The organism is Flavobacterium sp. B330r (assembly GCF_056824325.1).
In genome coordinates this window covers 3280088-3303706 of sequence record NZ_CP124860.1, presented here as the reverse complement: position 1 = coordinate 3303706, position 23619 = coordinate 3280088, and the positions used below count along the sequence as shown (strand labels likewise).

General features: G+C 32.5%; 24 protein-coding genes and 2 pseudogenes. 21 read left to right on the top strand and 5 right to left on the bottom strand.

Annotated elements, in window-relative coordinates; all coding sequences use genetic code 11:
- Positions 1 to 318: 318 nt before the first annotated feature.
- The 18 genes and pseudogenes from lysA to QLQ95_RS14510 all read left to right on the top strand — a co-directional run.
- Positions 319 to 1545 (top strand): annotated as a pseudogene (gene lysA, locus QLQ95_RS14595) (diaminopimelate decarboxylase); the annotation flags it as partial.
- 135 nt (positions 1546 to 1680) lie between these two features.
- Positions 1681 to 2154 (top strand): DUF6934 family protein, encoded by a 474-nt coding sequence (locus QLQ95_RS14590; RefSeq protein WP_095931347.1) that lies wholly within the window; start codon positions 1681 to 1683, stop codon positions 2152 to 2154.
- Entirely contained in the window at positions 2151 to 2306 is a 156-nt protein-coding gene (locus QLQ95_RS14585) for a hypothetical protein (protein WP_482500379.1), read from the top strand. The genes QLQ95_RS14590 and QLQ95_RS14585 overlap by 4 nt, the downstream gene beginning before the upstream one ends.
- Positions 2307 to 2535: 229 nt before the next feature.
- Positions 2536 to 3069, top strand: a complete 534-nt coding sequence (locus QLQ95_RS14580) for a hypothetical protein (RefSeq protein WP_095931346.1) — start codon at positions 2536 to 2538, stop codon at positions 3067 to 3069.
- Positions 3070 to 3158: 89 nt separating this feature from the next.
- A pseudogene (locus QLQ95_RS14575) lies at positions 3159 to 3562 on the top strand (helix-turn-helix domain-containing protein).
- A gap of 163 nt (positions 3563 to 3725) precedes the next feature.
- Positions 3726 to 4028 (top strand): hypothetical protein, encoded by a 303-nt coding sequence (locus tag QLQ95_RS14570; protein ID WP_482500377.1) that lies wholly within the window; start codon positions 3726 to 3728, stop codon positions 4026 to 4028.
- Between the two features lie 418 nt (positions 4029 to 4446).
- Positions 4447 to 4899 (top strand): hypothetical protein, encoded by a 453-nt coding sequence (locus QLQ95_RS14565; RefSeq protein ID WP_482500375.1) that lies wholly within the window; start codon positions 4447 to 4449, stop codon positions 4897 to 4899.
- A 44-nt stretch (positions 4900 to 4943) separates the two neighbouring features.
- Positions 4944 to 5411, top strand: a complete 468-nt coding sequence (locus tag QLQ95_RS14560) for a DinB family protein (RefSeq protein ID WP_482500374.1) — start codon at positions 4944 to 4946, stop codon at positions 5409 to 5411.
- Positions 5412 to 5487: 76 nt separating this feature from the next.
- On the top strand, positions 5488 to 5853 hold the full coding sequence (locus QLQ95_RS14555) for a hypothetical protein (protein WP_095931341.1): 366 nt from the start codon (positions 5488 to 5490) through the stop codon (positions 5851 to 5853).
- A gap of 218 nt (positions 5854 to 6071) precedes the next feature.
- Positions 6072 to 7232, top strand: a complete 1161-nt coding sequence (locus QLQ95_RS14550) for an acetyltransferase domain-containing protein (protein ID WP_482500373.1) — start codon at positions 6072 to 6074, stop codon at positions 7230 to 7232.
- A 99-nt stretch (positions 7233 to 7331) separates the two neighbouring features.
- Positions 7332 to 7895 carry a hypothetical protein gene (locus tag QLQ95_RS14545; protein WP_320493903.1) on the top strand — a complete coding sequence of 188 codons (564 nt, stop codon included), beginning with the start codon at positions 7332 to 7334 and terminating at the stop codon, positions 7893 to 7895.
- 32 nt (positions 7896 to 7927) lie between these two features.
- Entirely contained in the window at positions 7928 to 8401 is a 474-nt protein-coding gene (locus tag QLQ95_RS14540) for a DUF1572 domain-containing protein (RefSeq protein WP_482500372.1), read from the top strand.
- A 59-nt stretch (positions 8402 to 8460) separates the two neighbouring features.
- Positions 8461 to 8826, top strand: coding sequence for a hypothetical protein (locus QLQ95_RS14535; protein ID WP_095931337.1), 366 nt, complete (start codon positions 8461 to 8463; stop codon positions 8824 to 8826).
- Positions 8827 to 9068: 242 nt separating this feature from the next.
- Positions 9069 to 10256: a hypothetical protein gene (locus tag QLQ95_RS14530; RefSeq protein ID WP_320493901.1), complete on the top strand. Its 1188-nt coding sequence runs from the start codon at positions 9069 to 9071 to the stop codon at positions 10254 to 10256.
- Positions 10257 to 10411: 155 nt separating this feature from the next.
- On the top strand, positions 10412 to 10738 hold the full coding sequence (locus tag QLQ95_RS14525; protein WP_095931335.1) for an ArsR/SmtB family transcription factor: 327 nt from the start codon (positions 10412 to 10414) through the stop codon (positions 10736 to 10738).
- Positions 10728 to 11225 carry an SRPBCC family protein gene (locus QLQ95_RS14520; protein ID WP_482500371.1) on the top strand — a complete coding sequence of 166 codons (498 nt, stop codon included), beginning with the start codon at positions 10728 to 10730 and terminating at the stop codon, positions 11223 to 11225. Before QLQ95_RS14525 ends, QLQ95_RS14520 begins: the two co-directional genes overlap by 11 nt.
- Positions 11226 to 11272: 47 nt before the next feature.
- Entirely contained in the window at positions 11273 to 11776 is a 504-nt protein-coding gene (locus tag QLQ95_RS14515; protein WP_320493900.1) for an SRPBCC family protein, read from the top strand.
- Between the two features lie 96 nt (positions 11777 to 11872).
- Positions 11873 to 12742 carry an alpha/beta hydrolase gene (locus QLQ95_RS14510; protein WP_482500370.1) on the top strand — a complete coding sequence of 290 codons (870 nt, stop codon included), beginning with the start codon at positions 11873 to 11875 and terminating at the stop codon, positions 12740 to 12742.
- A gap of 55 nt (positions 12743 to 12797) precedes the next feature.
- On the opposite strand, the gene QLQ95_RS14505 is transcribed toward QLQ95_RS14510, so the two are convergent.
- Positions 12798 to 14333, bottom strand: coding sequence for a YifB family Mg chelatase-like AAA ATPase (locus QLQ95_RS14505; RefSeq protein WP_482500369.1), 1536 nt, complete (start codon positions 14331 to 14333; stop codon positions 12798 to 12800).
- 154 nt (positions 14334 to 14487) lie between these two features.
- On the opposite strand from QLQ95_RS14505, the gene QLQ95_RS14500 reads away from it, so the two are divergent.
- Positions 14488 to 15189, top strand: coding sequence for a DUF1963 domain-containing protein (locus QLQ95_RS14500; RefSeq protein WP_482500368.1), 702 nt, complete (start codon positions 14488 to 14490; stop codon positions 15187 to 15189).
- On the opposite strand, the gene QLQ95_RS14495 is transcribed toward QLQ95_RS14500, so the two are convergent.
- On the bottom strand, positions 15190 to 16152 hold the full coding sequence (locus tag QLQ95_RS14495) for a Gfo/Idh/MocA family protein (RefSeq protein ID WP_482500367.1): 963 nt from the start codon (positions 16150 to 16152) through the stop codon (positions 15190 to 15192).
- A 315-nt stretch (positions 16153 to 16467) separates the two neighbouring features.
- Between QLQ95_RS14495 and QLQ95_RS14490 the strand changes: the two genes are divergently transcribed.
- Complete coding sequence (locus QLQ95_RS14490; RefSeq protein ID WP_095931329.1) at positions 16468 to 17784, top strand: ammonium transporter; 1317 nt, start codon at positions 16468 to 16470, stop codon at positions 17782 to 17784.
- 298 nt (positions 17785 to 18082) lie between these two features.
- Here QLQ95_RS14490 and QLQ95_RS14485 read toward each other — a convergent pair whose 3' ends face one another.
- The 3 genes from QLQ95_RS14485 to QLQ95_RS14475 form a co-directional block, all read right to left on the bottom strand.
- Positions 18083 to 20164: a protein-disulfide reductase DsbD family protein gene (locus tag QLQ95_RS14485; RefSeq protein WP_428237940.1), complete on the bottom strand. Its 2082-nt coding sequence runs from the start codon at positions 20162 to 20164 to the stop codon at positions 18083 to 18085.
- Positions 20164 to 21474, bottom strand: a complete 1311-nt coding sequence (gene tilS / locus QLQ95_RS14480) for a tRNA lysidine(34) synthetase TilS (protein WP_482500366.1) — start codon at positions 21472 to 21474, stop codon at positions 20164 to 20166. Before tilS ends, QLQ95_RS14485 begins: the two co-directional genes overlap by 1 nt.
- 163 nt (positions 21475 to 21637) lie before the next feature.
- Positions 21638 to 22924: an anthranilate synthase component I family protein gene (locus tag QLQ95_RS14475; protein ID WP_482500365.1), complete on the bottom strand. Its 1287-nt coding sequence runs from the start codon at positions 22922 to 22924 to the stop codon at positions 21638 to 21640.
- 299 nt (positions 22925 to 23223) lie between these two features.
- Between QLQ95_RS14475 and QLQ95_RS14470 the strand changes: the two genes are divergently transcribed.
- A complete protein-coding gene (locus tag QLQ95_RS14470) occupies positions 23224 to 23598 on the top strand; it encodes a DoxX family membrane protein (protein ID WP_095931855.1) in 375 nt (124 codons plus the stop codon).
- Positions 23599 to 23619: the final 21 nt, after the last annotated feature.

Below are 23619 nucleotides of genomic sequence, written 5' to 3'. Positions count from 1 at the left end.
GGGTTTTGTTTTTTTTAGCCACAGATTATTTTTTCCGCCACGACCCGAGCGATAGCGAACAGGCGAAGCAAATCAGTGGAAAAAAACAATTTCAACAGCATTTAAGAATAAGTTAATTCGCGAATTCGAGCCAAAAAAACTTAGTATCTTTAGCATCTTAGTCCCGATAGCTATCAGGATAGCACCTTTAAAAAGGTTACAAAATTTCAAAAACAGCAACTTTTTGTTTAAAATAAAACAATTTGTTATAATTTGTTATTTTTCTACAAATTATTTGCTGATAGATAAAAGTGTAATAACTTTGCCCAAAATGATTTAAAAATGCAAGCAAAAGATTTACTGCAGTTAGCAGACCAATTTGGAAGTCCATTGTATGTTTACGATGCTGAAAAAATCCAATCTCAGTACAACAGATTAACTAAAGCTTTCTCTAAGGTAGAAAACTTAAGAGTTAATTACGCCATGAAGGCATTGTCAAACGTTGCGATTCTACAGTTATTAAAGAACATGGGGTCTGGTTTAGACACTGTATCAATTCAGGAAGTTCAGTTAGGACTTCATGCTGGCTATGAACCCGAAAGAATTTTCTTTACACCAAACGGCGTTTCTCTAGAAGAAATCGAAGAAGTTGCCGCAATGGGTGTACAAATTAATATCGACAATTTATCTATTCTGGAACAATTCGGAACAAAACATCCACATATTCCGGTATGTATTCGTATCAATCCACACGTAATGGCGGGCGGAAACGCTAACATTTCTGTTGGACATATCGATAGTAAATTCGGAATTTCTGTTCACCAGATTCCACATATCTTGCGAATTGTTGAAAATACAAAAATGAGTATCGTAGGGATTCACATGCACACAGGATCTGATATTTTAGATATCGAAGTATTCTTGTATGCTGCCGAAATCTTATTTGATACTGCTAAACATTTCAAAGATTTACAATTCTTAGATTTCGGAAGCGGATTCAAAGTTCCTTATAAAAAAGACGATATCGAAACAGACATCGAAGAATTAGGTAAAAAATTATCTAAAAGATTCAACGCTTTCTGTACAGAATACGGCAGAGATTTAACCTTGATTTTCGAACCAGGAAAATTCTTGGTGAGTGAAGCAGGTCATTTCTTAGTAAAAGTAAACGTAGTAAAACAAACAACATCAACTGTTTTCGCTGGAGTTGACAGTGGTTTCAACCACTTAATTCGTCCAATGTTGTACGGATCTTCACACCATATTGAAAACATCTCAAACCCAAAAGGAAAAGAGCGTTTTTACTCAGTTGTAGGATACATTTGCGAAACAGATACTTTTGCAAACAACCGCAGAATTCAGGAAATTACTGAAGGCGATATTTTATCTTTCAGAAATGCAGGAGCATATTGTTTCTCAATGTCTTCAAACTACAACTCAAGATACAAACCAGCCGAAGTTCTTTGGATGAACGGACAAGGAATCTTGATTCGCCAAGCTGAAACATTTGAAGATTTACTTAAAAATCAAATTCCGTTGCCAGAAGAAGTTGCTGCTACGGTTTAACAATAGAAAAAAAGAGAATATCACTTTAATCCCGTTTCTTTATTGAGGCGGGATTTTTTTTATGAAATTTCATCTCAAAAAAAAAAATTGAATACATTTATAAAAGCTTTAAATTTGTAAGAATTTTACATGTAAATGAATTACAAAAATTATACTCTTATTAAAAATGAATTATCTACAGTATTTAATTTTGTAAGCACTGGACGTAAAGGCAATTTTAGAAAAGTAGTTGTTTATTCCCCTACTACAAACCCAAATGTATACAATCTTGGTTTTGGAGATTTAAAATACGATTCTTTAAAAAAGAAATACATTGTAGATGATCAAGTCATAAATGATAATGGAGACATTAGAATGGTTTTGGCAACCGTAGTAAAAACTGCATACGAATTTACAAGTGTTAATCCGCACATAACAATATTTTTTAGAGGAAGTGACACCAAAAGAACAAACACTTACAAAAGAGCCATAATGTTAAATCTAAAGGAATTATCAGAAACTTTTGATATATTTGGTGCAAGAATGATTGAAAATAATAAAATCATAGATGAGCCATTTGATTATAAAAAAGACTATGATGGTTTTTTAATTAAAAGGAAAAGAAGATGAAAAGTGTAAAAAAAATAATTAAGACTAAAAGATTAACTACAAAAGACTCAAAGATTATTGTTGACACATCTCTCAATAATCTTAAAAATATTGAGTTTCAATCTGCAAAACAAGATGAAATTAATAAAATCGAGTTTAAACTAAGCTTTTAATCTTAAAACCAAAATATCATCGAAGTCCCGTTTCTTAATAGAGGCGGGATTTTTTTATTTTAGATTTTTGAGTTCAGATTTTAGATTCCTAAACGTCTGTCCGGCTGAGCGAAGTCGAAGCCCACGCAAAGTAATTGCAATATTTGTCATTTGACAAGAATAAGAGTATACTTGATCCAAAATAAAAAATATTTAATATCTTACCTGAATACTTTCAATACTTACAAAAATGGACTTTGAAGTACTTAACATACGAAAAATAGACTCATCAACTGGAAATTTAAAATTACATGAAGACTATATTCTTTCGTATGACCAGTTTGATGGTTGGACAGAAAGATTATTAAGATTAGGAATTTATATTGATATCATTTTTGAATGTAAGATCGACATGACGTTTCGTACAAAAAAAATTGAGAAATTTGAAAAGCAATTCGAATGCGAAATACCTTCTGAAATTAAAAACATAATTTTAGAAATACAAAAACTCGATCATTTAGAATTGAAACATTATTATTCTGATATATTTATGGAGGACCAAGCCAAGGAAGATTATGTTATTAATCATTTGGGCAAATCACACAATATCAGAATAGGAAATTTGTTCAAAAAGCCGCAACCTGAAAATTCATCCGAAAAATTATTTTTTGACTTAATTGAACTTTTTGAAAAATGGCAAGAAGAAATTTATCAGCAATGTTTAAACGAATTAACACCATCCAATCAAATTCCCATTAATGAAAAGCGTAAACGAAGAAGATAAAAGTTTTTAAAAGAAAAATTAAAATTCTATCAGAAAAAACATCTTTTTACTTTATTCAAATAATCAAAATTTTAAATACCTTTGAAATTATGAGCACAACATCAAAACCAAAACATATCGGCAGAAACATAAGCCGAATCAGAGAGCTTAAAGGTATGAAGCAAGAAGCGCTTGCAATTGCAATTGGTTTAAGCCAACAGACGATTTCTAATATTGAGGCAAGTGAAACTGTTGATGAAGATAAACTTGTTGAAATTGCAAAAGCTTTAGGCGTAACTAAAGAGGTGATTGAAAATTTTTCTGAAGAATCAGTTTTTAATTTCTTTAATAACTTTTATGACAATAGTGCAAATAACGGAGCGCAAGGAAGTGGAAACACTAACAATTCTTGCACTTTCAATCCACTGATAAAGTTGTAGAACTTTACGAACGTTTGGTTCAGGCTGAAAAAGACAAAGTGGAATATTTAGAAAAATTACTAAAAGGAAAATAATTCCTTAGAAATATAAATTTTACAAAAGCACAGAGATTTACTTTGTGCTTTTTTTAAGCCCATAAACAAAATGTCATATCTTCTTCTTGCCCTTTTTATTGTCCTACTAAATTGCTCCATTTTTTATTTTCTAAAACCTGAAAATGGGTTAAAAAAAATACTTTTGTACGCATTAGTTTATTTTGTAATTGCAATAGTTTTTACCAAAATTTATACTTTACTAAACATCGAAGAAATGCCAAATGGTTTTGCATTTTTTATCCTTTTAATGTTTAGCTGGTCAATCGTATTAATGCATTTCTTAAAAACCTTGAATAACAGAAGAGTAAATATTGCAAAACAATTACAGATAGAAAACAATAAACTTATTAATTCTTCTGCTTATCTCACACTTATTACGATATCTATAACTGCATTTCAATTGTATTTAATTTTATCAAAAACAATTAATGTTTTTAGAAGTTAGTTAGAATTTTAAAATCTATCTCAACAAATAAAATATTATGAAAATCATAATAAGGATATTATTTTTTATTGGAGTTTTTCTTTTTTTTGGTAGTTATTTTATTACGCCATATACTATTAACGATGGAGAATACATCGTGATTGACGCAGATGCTTTAGAATTCCTGAAAATGTTATATATCGTCACCAGTGTTATTTTTGGCTATTCATTTTTTGCATTTCTTAGAGTTCTTAAAAACAAAATCTATTTATTTTTTTCCTTAGTTTTTCTTGCCTTTAGTCTAATATTTTTAGCCAAAATGTTTTTATATTTTGATACCTTTTTAGACTGATAGATTTTACTAAATGGATATAAAACCCACGTTTAAAACTCAAATAAAAATTCTATTTTAGCATACCAAATCAATCCCAAAAATTCAATGAAGTCTACTATCCTACTATCAACTTTATTCCTACTATTCACAACAAATTCATTCAGCCAAACCCTAGCCGATTTAAAACTAAAACCAAAAGAAATTCCAAAAGGCGGTTATATGGTAAGCGACGGTAATATTTGCATTACACCACAAGCCTGCAGTTTTTATAATGATATTGAAACGTACAGCAATATTGTTGGAACTGTAAAAAGTAAAGCGATTCAGAGTTTTAAAAGCAAAGCAGATCGTGGTTCAATTATGTATTTTGAATTTGATCATGTTTTTAAAGGCGATAGATTCCTGCAAGGTTTACTTTGGGGAAAAGCTGGCGAGCCAACAGCTGAACATCCAGAAGAATATATAGCAAAAGGTCGATTTCTAGTTATTTGGAGTCTGCAGCCAGATAGTCCGTTAAAAGAAAAATCGGAAACTAAAGTAGAAGCGCTTTTAGAATAAACAAAAAATGAAAAAGCTGAGAAACTTAGTTAAACGTTCAAAACATGACTAAAACATACAGACAAGGCGCCATCGGAGCTTTACTTGATGAATACGAAAGAGCAATTTTAGATTTAAGTAAAACAATCTCTTGCATTAACGCTACTGCAATTACTACAACAATCAATAATCTATCTGTTCAATCGATTCTTGCGCATGTTGTTCGTTCTGGATATGCTTACGCTTTGTATGTTCAAAAATTATTAGGAGAGCAAAATGAAGTTCCTAATCTTGTTTACAGAAATACTATTTCTGATTATCAAAATGATCTAACTGCTTTTTTTGTTTTCACAGAAAATGTGCTTAAAAATTTTAGCGACAGCCAATTAGAAGAATTAGACAATCCGAAAAAAATAGTAACTTCTTGGGGACAAGTTTATGATATAGAACAAATTATGGAGCATGCTATTGTGCATATTTTGCGTCACAGAAGGCAAATCGAAAAATTTAAAATCGAGCTTGATAATTTATGAAGTTCTAGGGTTTCACAATGCATTCAACATTTAGTATTATCTTCGTATAAAAAATATTATCATTAAAAACATCAAAATGAAACCTCAAGTACGAATCCTGATTTACTCTATTCTTTTCTTTTTATACCTTACTTCTACGCATTTTTTTCTTGAATTAAATGAGAAATTTAAAGGTGATGGTTTTGTAACTCTTGGAGTTGGCTTTGGTATCTTGAATCTTATTTATGCTTTTACAGCCCTAAAATGGAAACCTTTGCTTAATGTACTTTGCGCTGTCGGAATTGCGGCTTTGGCTATGTTTCTAGCTTTACAGTTTACCAATTTGCATCTGCTTGTAGATTATGATCCGTATCAGGTTAAAACGGCCATATTTGCGAATGCTGTTCTTTCTATTATTTTTTGGGAGATTGTATATCAGGTAAAGATTAGAAAATCTAAATAAATATATTTTTCCATTGCCTCCAGCTTAGCTGGAGGTTAATAATAAAGTCTTTCTCATAGGGCTTTAGCCAAATCTTTTTTTGGCTAAAGCCTTTTTTACTTTTAACAAATATACCTCCAGCTAAAGCTGGAGGCAATTCATTTACAATTACTAATATTGCTTAAATACTTAAAAAATAATTCATTAGATTTACTCTTAAGTATTTAAAAATCAAACCCATGAAACGACAGCCATCAATCGACATTGTCCGCGGAATTGTAATGATTATTATGGCGCTTGATCATGTTCGAGATTTGATGCATGTTGATTCTATTACGCAAAGTCCAACCGATTTAACAACTACTTCACCTTTACTGTTTTTTACGCGTTGTATAACTCATTTATGCGCGCCTACTTTTGTTTTTCTGGCCGGAACTTCGGTTTATCTTTCGCTTCAAAACAAAAATAATGTTTCTGAAACCAGAAAGTTTTTACTCAAAAGAGGAATTTGGTTAGTTGTCCTTGAATTTACAATTGTCAATTTTGGTTTATTCTTCGATATTGGCTTTCATTCTCTTTTGTTTGAAGTGATTGCAACAATAGGTTTTGGTTTTATCATTTTAAGTGCATTACTGAAAATCCGTTCACAGACATTAGGAATTATTGGACTTCTTATACTCTTTTTTCACAATCTCACACCGCTTATTCCATTTGCAGAAAATTCGATTTTAAAAACTGCCTTAGCACCGCTATTTAGTCCAATAGTATTTCCGTTTTCAGGAAGAGCTTTTATAATGGGTTATCCGCCGATTCCGTGGCTTGGAATTATGCTTGTTGGTTTTGCAGCTGGTAAATTCTTTGAATGGACTGAAGAGAAAAGAAAACAACTATTTACAAAAATTAGTTTAAGCGCTTTAGTCTTATTTATCATAATTCGTTTTGTAAATATTTATGGAGATCCAGCTTTATGGGCCACACAAAAAAATGTCGTTTTTACTTTTTTGTCATTTATTAATGTGACCAAATATCCTCCTTCTCTCCTATTTTGTTTAGCAACTTTAGGAATTATGTTTTTGCTTTTAGCATTTGCAGAACAATTCACAACCAGAATCAAAAAAGTGTCTTTAGTCTACGGAAAAGTACCTTTATTTTATTTTGTCGTTCATTTTTATGTTATTCATTTTCTAACACTTCTTATGCTTTTTGCGCAAGGTTTCAGCTTTTCGCAATTTGAATTTGCAACCGGAACTTTTGGAAGGCCAAAAGGCATAGAAAACGGTTTATCTCTTTGGTTAATTTATCTAATTTGGATTTTTGTTGTTGTCCTACTTTATAAACCTTGCCAATGGTTTGGAAAATATAAATCGGAACATACATATTGGTGGCTACAATACATTTAAAATTCATTGCGTTATTTAAGAACTACTAAAAACACTTTAGACTCTGTACGTATTTTTTTATATTAGCCTTGAATTTTTCAAAGCCAAAATAATAAAATAATGAAAATCCAAACTTTATTGCTTTTGTCCCTAATTGCAATTTCATGTAAAAATGAAACTAAAACCGAAACACCCTCAACTACTCAAAAAGATATTTTAGAAGTCGCATTAAAACCGAAAACTAATGCTGAAATTAACATTGAGGAAGCTGATACATTGGTAATTTCTAAAAAACATAAAACCAACCAAATAAGTTGCGATTTAGACGGAGACGGAAAAAACGAACTCGTAGAAATTATTAGAAGTACAAAAAGTGACAAAAGTGGTCTAAAAATAACTTTTGGAAATAACAAAAGAACAGATTATTTCGGTTTTGGAAAAAATGTTTTAGGTCAAGGATTTGACGAAATTGACTGGGTCGGAATATTTGAGAAAGCACCAAAAGGAGAAATTGTCTGGAACAATGTAAACGATGACGGTGAAATTATGGGCGAAGAAGAAATTAAAGAAGAAGATAAAATAAAACTTCCAAATGATGGGATTTTTATTCATGCCGAAGAAAGCTGTGGAGGCGGAATTATTTATCTAAAAAACGGAAAATACGAGTGGATTCAGCAGGAATAAGCTCATAAATCAAAACTCCTAAATTATTGAATATGAAAAGTACAGTAGAAATTGCCAATCGTTTTAGAGAAGTCATTTTAAACGGAACTTGGATTGCGAACACCAATTTTAAAGATCAGCTCGAAAATCTAGATTGGAAAATTGCAGTTAGTCCCGTTCAAAACTTAAATACAATTGCGGTTTTGGCGCAGCATATTCATTACTACATAAACGGAATCAATCAGGTTTTTAAAGGCGGAACATTAGACATAAAAGACAAATTTAGTTTTGATTTTCCGTCAATTCATTCTCAAGAACAATGGACTTCTTTTCTAACTCGATTCTGGAATGATGCTGAAGAATTTGCATCTTTAGTAGAACAAATGCCAGTCGAAAAACTGGATGAAGGTTTTGTAAACGTCCAGTACGGAACTTATAAAAGAAATATCGAAGCCATGATTGAACATAGCTATTATCATTTAGGGCAAATTGTTTTGATTAAAAAACAGCTTAACAACTTAACGTAAAATTTTCTTTCAAATCATTAAAAGTCATTAAATTAGAGTTCAACTTTAAAAATTTAAAAATGAAAAAATTAATCTTAGCATTTCTGTTTTTAATTGGCTTATCTGCATCAGCGCAAACTTCTAAAGAACTTATTGGAAAATGGCAATTGGTAAAATGGACTAAAAACGGAAAAGAAAAAAGCATTGAAAAACGTTTTAAAACAGATCAGGTTTTTCAGGTTTTTAAAGAAAATGGCGATTTTGAAAGTGTTATTGGAGAGGAATCGCACAAGGCAAAATGGAAATTATCTAAAGACAATTCTCAATTGACAATTGTTTCTGTTATTCTGCCAGTTGTGTTTACGATAAATTCTTTTGACAGTCAGAAACGTGTTATAACCAATCCTGAAGTGGGTACTTTTGAATATAAAAAAGTGGAAGAATAAGTTAGTTTTTTCTTGTTTCCTCTGAAATACAAAAGCTGTAATCTAGCCCCGATGGAAGCGGTATCTCCCGATTTAGAAAAACAAGGCTATTTCAGCCGTAGTTTTTGTTAATCGGGAATTTAGTGGACAGCGGGAGTAAACGTTCTTATGAAAATAGCTTTTTCTGCTCCTTAAATAAATTAGAAAAAGGCATAGTTGTTGAAAGTTAAATAAAATATATTTGCAACTTCAAAAGACACACTATGCAAAAAATTACTTTTCTCGTTTCTATATTGTTTTTAGCCCTTTCTTCTTGTGGGGTAAAAACAACACAATCAATGCTTAGCGATGGAAATTACGACGGTGCAATTGATCGCGCCGTTGAAGCGCTTCGCACCAAAAAAGATTCTAAAGGAAAACAAGATTATGTTTATCTGTTGGAAGAAGCCTTTGCAAAAGCCAAAGACCGCGATTTGCGTAATCTAGAAATGCTGAATAAAGAAAATAATCCGGCAAATGCCGAACGTATCTATAATACTTATGTACAGCTAAATAATCGTCAGGAAAAAATTAGACCTATTTTGCCTTTGCCTTTATTGAAGCTGGGAAGAAATGCAAATTTTCCGTTTGATAATTATTCGAATGAGATTGTAAGCAGTAAAAATGCACTTTCGAAATATTTATATGAAAACGCATCTACTCTTTTGAAATCAAATAACAAATTGGATTTTAGAAAAGCGTATGACGATTTTGCCTATTTGGAAAGCATTAATCCTGGCTACAAAAACACCAAAAAACTGATGGATGACGCTCAGTTTAAAGGAACTGATTTTGTCGATGTTTATGCCAAAAATGAAACCGAAATGGTGATTCCGAAAATGCTTCAGGAAGATTTATTGGATTTTAAAACCTACGGATTAAACGATAAATGGACGGTTTATCATAGCACAAGACAAAAAAATGTGTCGTACGATTATAGTTTGATTCTTAATTTCAGACAAATTGCGATTTCGCCAGAACAAATTAAAGAGAAAGAATTTGTTAAAGAAAGACAAGTTAAAGATGGCGTAAAAACGCTTTTGGACAACCGCGGAAGACCTGTAAAGGATAGTTTGGGTAAGGAAATTAAAGTGGATAATTATAAAATACTTCGCGCAACGGTTTATGAATTCAGACAATTTAAGTCTTGTCTGGTAACTGCAAAAGTGGACTATGTAGATTTAAAAAGCAATCAGCTAGTCCAGACTTTCCCGATAAGCAGCGAATATGTTTTTGAAAATGTGTATTCGACTTACAAAGGGAACAGAAACGCTTGCGATGATAATTATTTAGGGTATTTTGACAAACGCGCTATTGCTTTTCCGAACAACGAACAGATGGTGTATGATACAGGTGAAGACCTGAAAGCCAAGCTAAAAGACATCATTGTAAAGAATAAATTTAGAAGGTAATTATATAACACAATTATAAAGAAAAAGGTGCATTTTTGATGCGCCTTTTTCTTTTTGCTTTAAACTTTTTCAATAAAAAAATGTCTTTTTGAATTGTGCAACCAAAAAGTTGCGTATATTTGCAACTGATTAGTTGCGAATAAATATTCAAAAAAATGAAAAGAGATATTTTTCAAGCTATTGCCGATCCGACAAGAAGAGCAATATTGGTTTTGATTTCCTCAACTGCATTAACGCCAAATGCTATTGCAGAGCAGTTTCAAACTACAAGACAAGCGGTTTCTAAACACATTAAAATATTGAATGAATGTGATTTATTGGAAGAAAAGAAATTGGGCAGAGAAATTTATTATCAGCTCAAAATTGATAAAATGAAAGAAATTGATCAATGGCTGGAGCAATTTAAGGCAATTTGGGAACAGCGTTTTAGTCAATTGGATCAAGTATTACTTAACTTAAAATCTAAAGAAAATGAAGACTGATTTATTAATGAATTTTTCTGTAGACAAGGAAAATAAAAGAGTTAGTATAAAACGCGAATTCGATGCTCCGTTATCAAATGTTTGGTCTGCATGGACAGAACCTGAAATTCTAGATTTATGGTGGGCACCAGCTCCGTTTAAATCTAAAACCAAAAACATGGAGTTTAAAGAAAGCGGTAGAAGATTATATGCCATGGTTGGTCCCGACGGTGCTGAGCGCTGGAGTTATTTTGAATATTCTTCAATTTCTCCTAAAACAAACTTTAAACATTCTGCTACTTTTTCTGATGCCGAAGGAAATCCGAATTCTGAATTTGGAAGTTCGTTTTGGGATATTACTTTTTCTGAACACGGCACTTCTACAATTGTTGACATTGTGATTAAACGTGACAGTTTTGAAGAACTGCAAAAAATAATTGAAATGGGCTTTAAAGAAGGATTTACTTCTGCAATGCAAGGTTTGGACAAAATCTTAGCAGAAAAATAAAGTCAATTCAGCCGAATTATTATTAACGAATTAAAAATCTTAAGAAAATGAAATCAAATCTTTTAATGAATTTTACTGTTGATAAGGAAACTAATACTGTCAATGTAAAACGCGAATTTAATGCCTCTTTGTCTCAAGTTTGGTCTGCATGGACAGAAGCTCCAATATTGGATTTATGGTGGGCGCCAGCTCCGTGGAAATCGGAAACAAAGAGTATGGAATTTAAAGAAGGCGGACGCAGATTGTATGCCATGGTTGGACCAGAAGGCGAAAAGCATTGGGCCATTGCTGATTTTACTTCAATTAGTCCGAAAACTAATTTTAAATATTTAGATGCTTTTAGCGATAGCGAAGGAAATTTAAACAAAGAATTTCCGCGTTCTGACTGGGATGTAACTTTTTCTGAAAAAGATGGTTCTACTTTTGTAGATGTTGTTATTAAACATGAAAAACTATCTGATTTGGAAATGATTATCCAAATGGGCTTCAAAGAAGGTTTTACTATTGCAATGGAAGGTTTGGATGCTATTTTTGCAGAAAAAGCAAAATAATCATCTAATTACATACAAAAGGTCAAAACAAAAGAAGAATTTACTGATATTAAAATTGTAATTTCGTTTTACATAAACATTTTTACTTTACTATCAATGAACAAATTTTTTGCTCTGGCCTTTTTGCTTTTTTCTTCTACTTTAGCATTCAGCCAAAAGAATAAAACTAAAACCATAGAAACTTCAAAGCCTTTTGTTTTAGGCGTTATCGACGAAATTCAATCGAAAGAATTAAACGAAAAAAGAATTCTAAACATTTATCTTCCTGAAGGCTATAATCCAACTGAAGCTACAAAATACCCCGTAATTTATTTACTTGACGGTTCTGCCGACGAAGATTTTATTCATATTTCTGGATTGGTTCAGTTTAATAGTTTTGAATGGATCAATCAAGTTCCAAAATCAATAGTTGTAGGAATTGCAACTGTTGACAGAAAAAGAGATTTTACCTTTCCTACTACTATCGAAAAAGATAAAACTCGTTTTCCTACAACTGGTCATTCGGGTCAGTTTATTGCTTTTATCGAAAAAGAACTACAACCTTTTATTGAAAAAAAATACAAGACAAACGATTCTAAAACCATTATAGACCAATCTCTGGGCGGATTATTAGGAACTGAAATCTTACTTAAAAAACCAGCTCTTTTTAATAAATATGTTATTGTAAGTCCGAGTTTATGGTGGAACAATGGTTCATTACTCGATTTGGATTCTGAAATGCTGAAAGAAAATTTTAAACAGCCAACCGAAATTTATATTGCTGTCGGCAAAGAAGGATTAGCTCCAACAGCAATTCCGCATGTTATGGAAGTTGACGCCAATTTACTTGCAGAAAAACTAAAAGCATCCAAAAGCAAAAATGTAAAAACGTACTTCGATTATTTCCCCGAAGAAAACCACGGATCGATTCTGCATACAGCTGTTTTTAATTCTTTCAAATTCTTTTATCCAAAAAATAAAGAATAGCATTTTTTGCAATTAACAATTAATAATTATCAATTGATAATTATTAATTGTTAATTTATCCAAGCCATCCTTCTCTATCCAGACTTCTGTATTGAATTGCCTCAGCAATATGCGAAGAAACAATATTTTCTGAATGATCTAAATCGGCAATGGTTCTCGAAACTTTCAAAATTCGATCGTAAGCTCTAGCAGATAGGTTTAATCTTTCCATGGCTGTTTTTAGCAATTCTTTTGAAGGTTCGTCTAAAGCACAAAATTCACGAATTAGTTTACTGCTCATTTGCGCGTTGTAATGAACATTTTCTACCGTTTCAAATCGTTTGGTTTGAATTTCTCGTGCTGCTGTAACTCGTTTGCGAATTTCTACACTGCTTTCAGATTTTCGCTCATCTGATAATTTCTCAAACGGAACTGGAGTAACTTCTATATGAATATCGATTCTGTCTAATAATGGCCCTGAAATCTTACTCATATAACGTTGCATTTCGTGCGGTGAAGAAGTATTGGGCATACTTGGATCATTAAAGAATCCGCTCGGACTTGGATTCATACTTGCCACTAGCATAAAAGATGACGGATAGGTTATAGTAAATTTTGCACGCGAAATTGTTACCTCACGATCTTCCAAAGGCTGACGCATCACTTCTAAAACATCACGTTTGAATTCTGGCAATTCATCCAAAAATAAAACACCATTATGCGCCATCGAGATTTCTCCTGGCTGAGGGTAACTTCCGCCTCCGACCAAAGCGACATTAGAAATCGTATGATGCGGACTTCTAAAAGGTCTTTGATTCATCAATCCGACTTCTTTTAATTTTCCTGCAACGCTATGAATTTTAGTAGTTTCTAAAGCTTCACGCAAAGTCATTGGCGGTAAAATACTCGGAACACGTTTGGCCAGCATCGTTTTTCCTGCTCCTGGTGGACCAATCAAAATTATGTTATGTCCGCCCGCCGCTGCAATTTCCATACAGCGTTTAATGCTTTCTTGTCCGCGAACGTCTGAAAAATCATGTTCAGGGAAATCGAGTGTTTTATAAAATTCCGCTCTTGTATCGATAACTGTGGGTTCGAGCGTTCCCTTTCCTCCGAAGAAATCAATTATTTCTTTTAGATTTTCAACCCCATAGACATCTAAACCCGCTACGATAGCTGCTTCTTTTACATTCTGAATTGGGAGAAAAAATCCTTTATAACCTTCCTCTTTGGCTTTGATTGCAATGGGTAACGCTCCGCGAATAGGCTGTAAACTTCCATCCAAAGAAAGTTCTCCCATAATAATATAGCGTTCAATTTCTGGCGCTTTAATCTGATCTGAACCGACCAGAATTCCCATTGCCAATGTCAAATCGTATGAAGAACCTTCTTTTCGAAGGTCAGCAGGTGCCATATTGACTGTAATTTTCTTTCCCGGAAAACTAAAACCGTTATTCTTTAAAGCAGCGGCAATTCTAAAACTGCTTTCTTTTATAGCATTATCTGGAAGTCCAACTAAATGATAACCAATTCCTTTATCCATATGAACCTCAACTGTAATCGTTGTGGCTTCAACTCCAAAAACGGCACTTCCGTAAACTTTTACTAACATAAAAACTCATCTATTATTGAAGAGTAAAAGTATTACAATTAGAAACAAAATTATTCATATTTGTAAATATTTTATTACTTTTTATTTTTATGAAAATAGATTTTTAACTTAGATAATATATTTAAATTTACTTTTCTTTTAAAATCAACTGGCAATGGATGAAATAGAAAAAATAAAAAGAGTACTAGAAAAAAATGCGACTGAATTTATATCTGGCGGGTTCAAGCCAAATAATTCAATTACTGAAAGCTGGATTGGAAAAGTTTATTTATATAATGAAAACGAACAAATTCCATTAGATCAAAAAGGGAACTTAATGCTTCCTTTATTTCAATTATATTTCGATCAGTTTCCTTTTGTACCCGACATTTTAAAAGAAACTAAAATCATTACCGTTTTTATATCTCACGATTTCCCCATGGATTTAACATCTAACGGAAATAATTGGGTTTTGCGCGAATACAAAAACACAGATAAAATTGTTATAAAAGATTTACAAAATGATGCATCGTTTATAAAAGCTTTTCCTTTATCTAATAAATTAATTGAAGAAGATTATCCGGTTTGGGAAGATGCTTCCGGGATTTCAGATGAAATCACAGACAAAATACTGGAGCTGGAAGACTCTGCCACTATTGGCTCTTATTATGATTTTTTTGAAAACAGTAATGGTCATAAAATTGGAGGATATGCAAGCTATCGTCAGTCAGGAATTGATTTTGGCGAAGATTATGAATTTGTATTTCAAATTTCTTCTGATGAAAAAGCAAACTTAAATATCATTGACAGCGGTAACTTCTATTTTGCTAAAAATAGAAAAACTGGTGAATGGATGTATTATATTGATTTTTATTGATTACGATTTATTCTTAACTTCTTCCACTATCCTACTCAAATCCAAACTATTCTGATGCGACCAAAGTTTACTTTCAATTTCATTACTCAGAATACAATTTTGACATTCGATTATTTCATGAGAATATCCTTTTCCTAAAGCTGGTAAAGTAAATGTGGCTTCTTTTTCTTCATTTATATATAAAGAATAGCCATCGGCAATAAACCACGGAGCATTTAATTCTATTCTCCCTTTTGTTCCTGCAATAACGGCTTTCATATCAGATTCAGAAACTATAGAAGCATGCAAAACCGATTGAGCTGTTTCGTATTGTAAAATCATCGAAGTCTGTAGATCGATATCATTTTTATGTTTAATCGCTTTCGCGGCAATCTCTTTTGGGTATCCTAATAATATATAAGACAGAAACAAAGGGTAAACTCCAATATCAAATAGCGCTCCTCCTCCTAGTTCTTTATCAAAAAGTCTTTTGTTTTCTGTTTCACTTCCGTGAAAGGCAAAATCAGCTTTTATATAATTTATGTCTCCAATTATTCCGTTGTCTATTTTCTCAAGAACATCTTGAACGGAGGGAATAAATCTTGTCCAGAATGCTTCCATAAAAAACCTATTGTATTTTTTAGAAGCATTTATTATTCTTTGCGTGTCTTTAAAAGATAAAGACATTGGCTTTTCGCAAAGCACATGTTTACCACTTTCTAAAGCTTTAATAGATAATTCTGCGTGCGAATTATGAGGAGTTGCAATGTAGACGATTTCAACTTCTGAATCTTCAAAAAGTAAATCATAAGAATTGTACATTCTTAAAGCATTAAATTTTCCTCCAAATTCCTCCGCTTTAGCTAAATCTCTTGAAGCAACTGCCGTAAGCTCAGCATTTTCAATCAATACTAAATCTGATGCAAATTGGTTTGCAATGTTTCCTAATCCTACTATTCCCCATTTAATACTTCTATTTCTCATCCTTATATTATAATCATCAAAATTGTTAAAAAGATTAAAAAATATCTTTTACGAGATGTAAGAGACGTTTTTTAAACAACAAATATCTATTATCCTACAAAAAATAGCAATCAATTACCCCAAAAATTATCAAAAATGGTGGTAAGTGAAAAAAAAATGTTGCCAAATTGTAAATTTTAAGTTTGTTTTAAGAAATTCACGCAAAATCATAGGGGTTAAATTTTAAATTTAACAAAAATAAAGCACACAGCCCTATTTTTTTAGGGGGTATTAAATCATTTTATACTTTTATAAAAAATTTAAAACTAAATAACTATGCGAAAAATTATTTTAAGTGTGATTCTTATCACGATTTTGGTACTAACCTTTATTTCAAACTTTATTATTGCAGACAACCCAATACCTGCAGAAGCTGTAAAATTTGATACTGGAGATACTGCCTGGATGATCGTTGCCACTGCTTTTGTATTGCTAATGACACCTGGATTAGGATTTTTCTACGGAGGTATGGTAGGTAAGAAAAACGTAATTAGTACTATGCTTCAAAGTTTTATGGCAATGGTAATTGTTACTATTCTATGGACAGTTGTTGCTTTTGGATTGGCTTTTGGACCAACAATTGGAGGAATTATCGGAAACCCGTCTGAGAATTTGTTCTTTGCAGGAGTTGGAACTAATACCGCATGGAGCCTTGCACCAACAATTCCATTTATATTATTCGCATTATTTCAGGCAAAATTCGCCATCATTACTCCTGCGTTAATTACAGGTGCTTTTGCAGAACGTGTACGTTTCTGGGCTTATTTGCTATTCATGGTTTTATTCATATTATTAATATATGCTCCGCTTGCTCACATGACTTGGCATCCTGATGGAGTTTTCTTCAAAATGGGAGTTCTTGACTTCGCTGGAGGAACTGTAGTACACATGAGTGCTGGATGGGCTGCATTGGCTGGAGCTATGTTCTTAGGAAAAAGAAAAGTTCAAAAAGTTAATCCTGCTAGAATTACTTATGTATTATTAGGAACAGGTTTACTTTGGTTTGGATGGTTTGGTTTCAACGCTGGATCTGCTTTAGGAGCTAATGGTCTTGCTGCTCAAGCTTTAGGAACTACTACTGTGGCTGCTGCCGCTGCTGCAATGGCTTGGGTTTTCCTTGATAAAATTTTAGGACACAAATTATCTGCGCTTGGAGCTTGTATCGGAGCTGTTGTAGGTCTAGTTGCTATTACACCTGCTGCTGGATTTGTTAGCATCCCTCACGCAATCTTCATCGGATTATTCTCTGCAATTGTAAGTAACATCGTAGTAAGTAAATTCCCTAAAGGAAAAATTGACGATGCTCTAGATGTATTTGCTTGTCATGGTGTTGGTGGTATGGTAGGAATGCTTTTAACTGGTGTTTTCGCATCAAAAGCAATCAACCCTGCAGTTGGAGATAATCAAGGTTTAATCTTCGGAACTCCAACTTTATTCATCAATCAATTGACTGCTTTAGTTATTGTTTCAATCTTTGCTTTTGTAGCTTCTTATGCTTTATTCTTCATCGTAAATAAAATTACTCCTCTAAGAGTTACTGAAGAAAAAGAAGAACTAGGATTAGACATCTCTCAACACGGAGAATTCTTATAAGAATAAATTCCCTTCTCACATTACTTGATAAATAAAAAAGCACTCTAAATTTGACTTAGAGTGCTTTTTGAATTAAATACCTTTTATGATTGTAGATTTTAGATTGCAGATTTTAGATTATAGAATATAGATTATAGAATATAGATTATAGATTATAGAATATAGAATATAGATTATAGAATATAGATTATAGATTAGAAATTTTTCTCAGTTCCATTCTCTTTACTCTATTCTCTTTACTCTATTCTCTTTACTCTATAATCTATAATCTATATTCTATATTCTATTCTCCCAAGATTTACTTAAAATTCGAAATTCCTTCTTTTAACCAATGTAAATATTCATCTGCATTTACATAACTTATTGTTGGTTTAGAAGTATTCATATTCTTTCCTTCCAAATCGGTAATAACATATAAAGGCTGTGTATTCGTTTTATATTTTGAGATCATAAAATCGGTCCATTTATCGCCAACAGTAATAATCTTATCTCCTGATGCAGTTGTAAATTGCTCTTCTTTTGGCAATTCACGTTTATCGTCAACGTAAAGCGAAATTAAAACCACATCATTTTTAAGAATTGGTAAAATTGCTGGTTCTGACCAAACATTATTTTCCATTTTTCTGCAATTTACACAAGCATAACCTGTAAAATCAAGCATAATTGGCTTATTGATTTCTTTTGCATAAGCCAAACCATCTTCATAATCATGGAAAACCATAATTCCGTGTGGGCCTAACTCAGCTCCCTCTGGAAGTCCTTTAATAGATTCTGAAGAAACTGCTCCGTTTCCTGAACCTCCAACTCCAAACGGACTCTCACTATATTGCGGCGGCGGCGGGAATGCGCTGATTAATTTTAAAGGCGCTCCCCAAAGTCCAGGAATTAAATACATGGTAAACACAAATGTCAGTAATCCTAAATACAATCTTCCAACAGAAATATGATTCGTAGGACTATCGTGAGGCAAGGTAATTTTTCCAAATAAATATAATGTCATTGCTCCAAAAATAGCAATCCAGATTGCAATAAACACTTCTCTCTCTAAGAAATGCAATTGTAAAACTAAATCGGCATTTGATAAAAATTTGAATGCCAAAGCCAGCTCTAAAAATCCTAAAACTACTTTTACAGTATTTAACCATCCTCCAGATTTTGGCAAAGAATTTAACCATCCCGGGAACATGGCAAATAACATAAACGGAAGCGCTAATGCTAAAGAGAACCCAAGCATTCCGACAATTGGCGCAATTCCTCCATTTGAAGCTGCTTCAACCAATAAAGTTCCAACAATTGGCCCTGTACAAGAAAATGATACAATCGCCAAAGCCAAAGCCATGAATAATATTCCGATTAAACCACCTTTATCTGCTTGCTGATCTGCTTTATTTGCCCATGAATTTGGAAGCATGATTTCGAAAGCACCCAAAAATGAAGTAGCAAAAACAACTAAGATCACAAAGAAAATCAAGTTGAACCAAACATCTGTAGACAAAGCATTTAAGGCATCAGCACCAAATATTTTAGTTACAATAAGGCCTAAAATTACATAAATAGCAATGATTGAAAATCCGTAGATAATTGCATTTCTAATTCCTTTTGCACGGCTTTTACTTTGTTTGGTAAAGAAACTTACCGTCATCGGGATCATTGGGAAAACACATGGTGTTAACAATGCTGCAAATCCTGATAAAAAGGCAATAAAAAAGATCGACCACAAACTTCTTGAAGGCGCTGGTGCAGGAATTTCTTCTTGTGCAGTTTCGTCCGTTTTCTCCACTTTTGGCTGTGCGATTTCTTCTTTTTTAACGGTATCAACCGCTAATCCTACTACTTTTGTTTCATCAGCTTTAGCTTCTGTTACAACTGGAACTTCATCCATTTTGAAAGTTGAAGGAACGGCAATCGAGAATTTCTTGCTCGAATTGATGCAAACTTCTTTACAAACCTGAAAATCAAAATCTACATCAACCGTTTTTAAATTCGGGTTTATGATTTTTATTTCCTGCTCAATGTGTGCTTTTCCTTCAAAAAAAGTTTCATCTACGCCAAAAACATCGTTAAAAGCTGTTCTAGTTTTACCTTCTTTAGCTTTTCCAACTAATTCGTAGTTTCCTTTCTGATTTTTAAAAGTTATTTCTAAAGCCAAAGGTCCGCCGTCTGGAGTAAACTGCGAATACATATGCCAGTCTTTTTCGATTGTTCCATCAAAAATTAAAACGGCATTGTTTCCTTTTTTCTCAATTTTAGAAGTCCATTTTACCGGCTCTAATATTTGCGCATTACCTTTTGCAAAAGCAAAGAAAAATACGAAAAGTAAAATGGTTTTAGTCCAAACATTTTTTGACAAATTTGTCTGAAGATTTCGAGTAAAGTTCATTATTGTAATTCTATTTTTAGTATTTGATTTGTGGTTTTCTCTATTTTAAAACGCTCGTCTTGTCTTATTCCAACAACCCAGACTATTTCATTTTCAGAACATAAAATCCAAGTTTTTTCTTTTTCGATCAATGATAATTTTTCGTCTTTAAAAAGCTTGCTTACTTTTTTAGATTTTCCTCTCATTCCGAAAGGCTGAAAAACATCTCCTTCTTTCCATTTACGCAAAACTAATGGAAAACGGATTTTATTGGAATCGACAAATATAACCTTATTTGAACCGAATGTTGTGTGACCTACGTTACAAAGACTCATTTTTAAGGGAAAATTAACTTCTGTATCGTTTTCACTAATTTCATATTCTTCGTTTTCTGGCATTTCAGAAAACGGACTTAAAATAAGCGTTTCTCTGTTTTTTAGCAATCTAAATTCCTCCGAAAGAACTTGTTTCCCTGATTGTCCTTCAACCAAATCATAAATATCATTCCAGGCAGAAAAACCAAATTCATTTAGCCATTGGTAGAGATACGATTTATAATTTGGAAGTTTTTTTAACTGATTTAAATCAAAATGAATATCATCTCCCGCTTCTTTTGCCACCTGCTGATATACCATAATCGATGCATCTTCAACCATTTCTTTTGATTCTTGAAGAAAGGACTGGGTTTTCTGAAAAGCATCTAGAAAATTAGGATTGATTTCTTTTAAAACCGGAACTAAATTATGACGAATCTTATTTCTGAGATATTTTGTCGAAGCATTACTGCTGTCTTCTCTCCATTCTATTTTATTCTCCTCTGCATACTTCAAAATTTCTTCTCTAGAAAAAGGCAAAAGCGGACGAATAATTTTATCGTTTTGTTCTGGAATTCCAGTTAAACCTTCTAAACCAGTTCCGCGAGTTAGGTTGATAATAAAAGTTTCTAGATTATCATCGGCATGATGTGCTGTCAGGACATAATCGAAGTTTTCTTCTTCCAAAAGTTCATAAAACCAGCTGTAACGAAGTTCTCTTGCTGCAACTTGTGTTGATAATTTATAATCTTTAGCGAAAGCTTCAGTATCAAAATGAGTGGTAAAAATCGGGATATTGTTCTGATCGCAATAGTTCTGAATAAATTCCTGATCTCCAAAACTTTCCAATCCGCGAAGTTGAAAATTGCAATGCAAAACTGCAATTTCATAAGGCAGTCTGTTCAATAAATGTAGCAAAACCATACTGTCTAATCCGCCACTTACAGCCAGAAAAAGCTTTTTTTCGGCTAAAAAAGGAAATCTTGAAACGATATGATTTTGAAATTTTGAAAACATCTGATAAAAGTAAAGAATTAAATTTGATCTATTTTTAAACGAAATGTTAAGCGGGTATTTTTTTATGCCACGACTCGAGCGACAGCGAACAGGCGAAGCAATTCACGAATTATTTTGATAATCTTTGATAATAATAAATCGTGAATTCATGGCGAAAAAAAAATTATTGCAAAACTTCGTGCATTGCTTTTGCCTTTAGCAAACATTCTTCATATTCTTTTTCTGGAATTGAAAGCGATGTTATAGCGCTTCCAACCGAAAAAGAAACATATTTATTCTCTTGATTGTACAAAATACTTCTGATTACGACATTAAAATCAAAATCGCCTTCAGGTGTAAAATAACCAACCGCCCCACTATACAATCCTCTTTTGGTTTCTTCAAGATTTTCGACAATTTCCATCACCGAGATCTTTGGAGCGCCCGTCATACTTCCCATCGGGAAAGTCGTCTTCAAAACATCTACTGCCGCATATTGAGAATCTAATTTGGAAGTGATCGTAGAAATCATCTGATGCACTTGCAAAAACGAATAAATTCCGCAAAGCTCCTCGACTTCAACGGAACCCTTTTGCGAGGTATGCGACAAATCATTTCGCACTAAATCGGTTATCATGATATTTTCAGCTCGCTCTTTGGTGTCTGAAACTAAAACACTCTTTGATTTTTCGTCTTCAATTGGATCTGCAAAACGCTTAGAAGTTCCTTTTATGGGTTGAGAAATGATCTTATCTCCTTCTTTTTTCAAGTAGCGTTCTGGCGAAGCAGAAAGCAAATAGTGTTTGTAATTTTTAAAGAAAACTGAAAAGGGAGCTTGTGAAATCTCATTCAACTTCTGAAATTTTTCTAAAGGATTTATAACAGCATTTTCAACATAAAATTCCATACAGAAATTGGCTTCGTACATATCACCAACATGAATATGTTTCAGCATTTTATTTACTTTCTGAACATATAATTCTTTAGAAATACGTTGCTTCACTTCGACTCCGCTCAGTGTGACAAATGTTTCGGCCTGAACTTTTATTATTTCCTCAAAATCCTCTTCTACCTCATCATCACAAAGCATTAAATATTGAATTTCAAGTTCATTTCCTTTCAGAATAAAAACTTTTTTAGGCTGAAAGAAAAACAAGTCGGGGAAGTTCAAACCATCAAAATTATTGGAATGAAGATTTTCAATACCATTCTTTAAATCATAAGAAAGGTATCCAAAAAGCCAGTCTTTTGTATTTTGCTGATATTGTTTTAAATCTTCAAAAGCATTGTAATAATCTGTTTTTAAAGAAGTAAAAGCATCTACTGCCAATATGCAGTCAAAATTAGAATACTGCTGCGGATAAGAATTGCTGTCTAAAAAAACGACTTCGCGAAATTGCTGCGCCCAACTTAAAATCTGTTCTTTAAACAGTTTCGGATTGGCAATATTTTTACGGATGGAAACTCTCAAAAATGGTAATTTTAAAGGTCAAAATTACGACAAAATTCTTTCATTAGCGGAAAGCAAAAAAAATAATGAAATGATTTGAATTACACTGTAAAACTGTTAAAAATACATTCTTTTTATAAGAAAAAATTCGTTATATTTGATATACAATTAGAATAATCCTAAAACAGCATTAATTTAATTGCAAAATCCTTAAAATAGAACCTCAAAAAAAATAATTTGCGATTCTCATTTGAGCTTTTAGATTGCATCTTTTCCAATAACTTAATTATATTTTTTAACCTTAAAAAATCCTAAGTATTATGAAAATTGCCACTATTATTGTCCGCGTTTTAATTGGCCTTTTGCTACTTTTTGCCTCTATCAGTTATTTTTTCCATCTAATGCCAGAGCCTGAAACCACAGGAAACTTCAAAGCATTTAACGTAGGTTTAATGGCTTCGACGTATTTAATGCCACTGGCAAAATCTATTGAATTACTTTGTGGAATTGCATTTGTAACTGGGCGTTACGTAACTTTAGCAAACATCTTGATCTTACCAATTACGGTAAATATTTTGTTTATCAATTATTTTTTAACTCCCGATGGTCTGCCAATTGCAGTGCTTCTATTTATAGGAAATTTATTTTTGATTTACAGATACTGGGATAATTATAAAAGTGTTTTTACTGCGTAAATCATTTTTCAACATAAAACA

Coding starts and splice junctions, on each gene's coding strand:
- QLQ95_RS14485 (WP_428237940.1), bottom strand. CDS start 20,164: ATGAACTTTACTCGAAATCTTCAGACAAATTTGTCAAAAAATGTTTGG.
- QLQ95_RS14490 (WP_095931329.1), top strand. CDS start 16,468: ATGCGAAAAATTATTTTAAGTGTGATTCTTATCACGATTTTGGTACTA.
- QLQ95_RS14470 (WP_095931855.1), top strand. CDS start 23,224: ATGAAAATTGCCACTATTATTGTCCGCGTTTTAATTGGCCTTTTGCTA.
- QLQ95_RS14530 (WP_320493901.1), top strand. CDS start 9,069: ATGCAAAAAATTACTTTTCTCGTTTCTATATTGTTTTTAGCCCTTTCT.
- QLQ95_RS14590 (WP_095931347.1), top strand. CDS start 1,681: ATGAATTACAAAAATTATACTCTTATTAAAAATGAATTATCTACAGTA.
- QLQ95_RS14520 (WP_482500371.1), top strand. CDS start 10,728: ATGAAGACTGATTTATTAATGAATTTTTCTGTAGACAAGGAAAATAAA.
- QLQ95_RS14495 (WP_482500367.1), bottom strand. CDS start 16,152: ATGAGAAATAGAAGTATTAAATGGGGAATAGTAGGATTAGGAAACATT.
- QLQ95_RS14540 (WP_482500372.1), top strand. CDS start 7,928: ATGAAAAGTACAGTAGAAATTGCCAATCGTTTTAGAGAAGTCATTTTA.
- QLQ95_RS14515 (WP_320493900.1), top strand. CDS start 11,273: ATGAAATCAAATCTTTTAATGAATTTTACTGTTGATAAGGAAACTAAT.
- QLQ95_RS14555 (WP_095931341.1), top strand. CDS start 5,488: ATGAAACCTCAAGTACGAATCCTGATTTACTCTATTCTTTTCTTTTTA.
- QLQ95_RS14505 (WP_482500369.1), bottom strand. CDS start 14,333: ATGTTAGTAAAAGTTTACGGAAGTGCCGTTTTTGGAGTTGAAGCCACA.
- QLQ95_RS14545 (WP_320493903.1), top strand. CDS start 7,332: ATGAAAATCCAAACTTTATTGCTTTTGTCCCTAATTGCAATTTCATGT.
- QLQ95_RS14550 (WP_482500373.1), top strand. CDS start 6,072: ATGAAACGACAGCCATCAATCGACATTGTCCGCGGAATTGTAATGATT.
- QLQ95_RS14510 (WP_482500370.1), top strand. CDS start 11,873: ATGAACAAATTTTTTGCTCTGGCCTTTTTGCTTTTTTCTTCTACTTTA.
- QLQ95_RS14580 (WP_095931346.1), top strand. CDS start 2,536: ATGGACTTTGAAGTACTTAACATACGAAAAATAGACTCATCAACTGGA.
- tilS (WP_482500366.1), bottom strand. CDS start 21,474: ATGTTTTCAAAATTTCAAAATCATATCGTTTCAAGATTTCCTTTTTTA.
- QLQ95_RS14525 (WP_095931335.1), top strand. CDS start 10,412: ATGAAAAGAGATATTTTTCAAGCTATTGCCGATCCGACAAGAAGAGCA.
- QLQ95_RS14585 (WP_482500379.1), top strand. CDS start 2,151: ATGAAAAGTGTAAAAAAAATAATTAAGACTAAAAGATTAACTACAAAA.
- QLQ95_RS14560 (WP_482500374.1), top strand. CDS start 4,944: ATGACTAAAACATACAGACAAGGCGCCATCGGAGCTTTACTTGATGAA.
- QLQ95_RS14535 (WP_095931337.1), top strand. CDS start 8,461: ATGAAAAAATTAATCTTAGCATTTCTGTTTTTAATTGGCTTATCTGCA.
- QLQ95_RS14500 (WP_482500368.1), top strand. CDS start 14,488: ATGGATGAAATAGAAAAAATAAAAAGAGTACTAGAAAAAAATGCGACT.
- QLQ95_RS14565 (WP_482500375.1), top strand. CDS start 4,447: ATGAAGTCTACTATCCTACTATCAACTTTATTCCTACTATTCACAACA.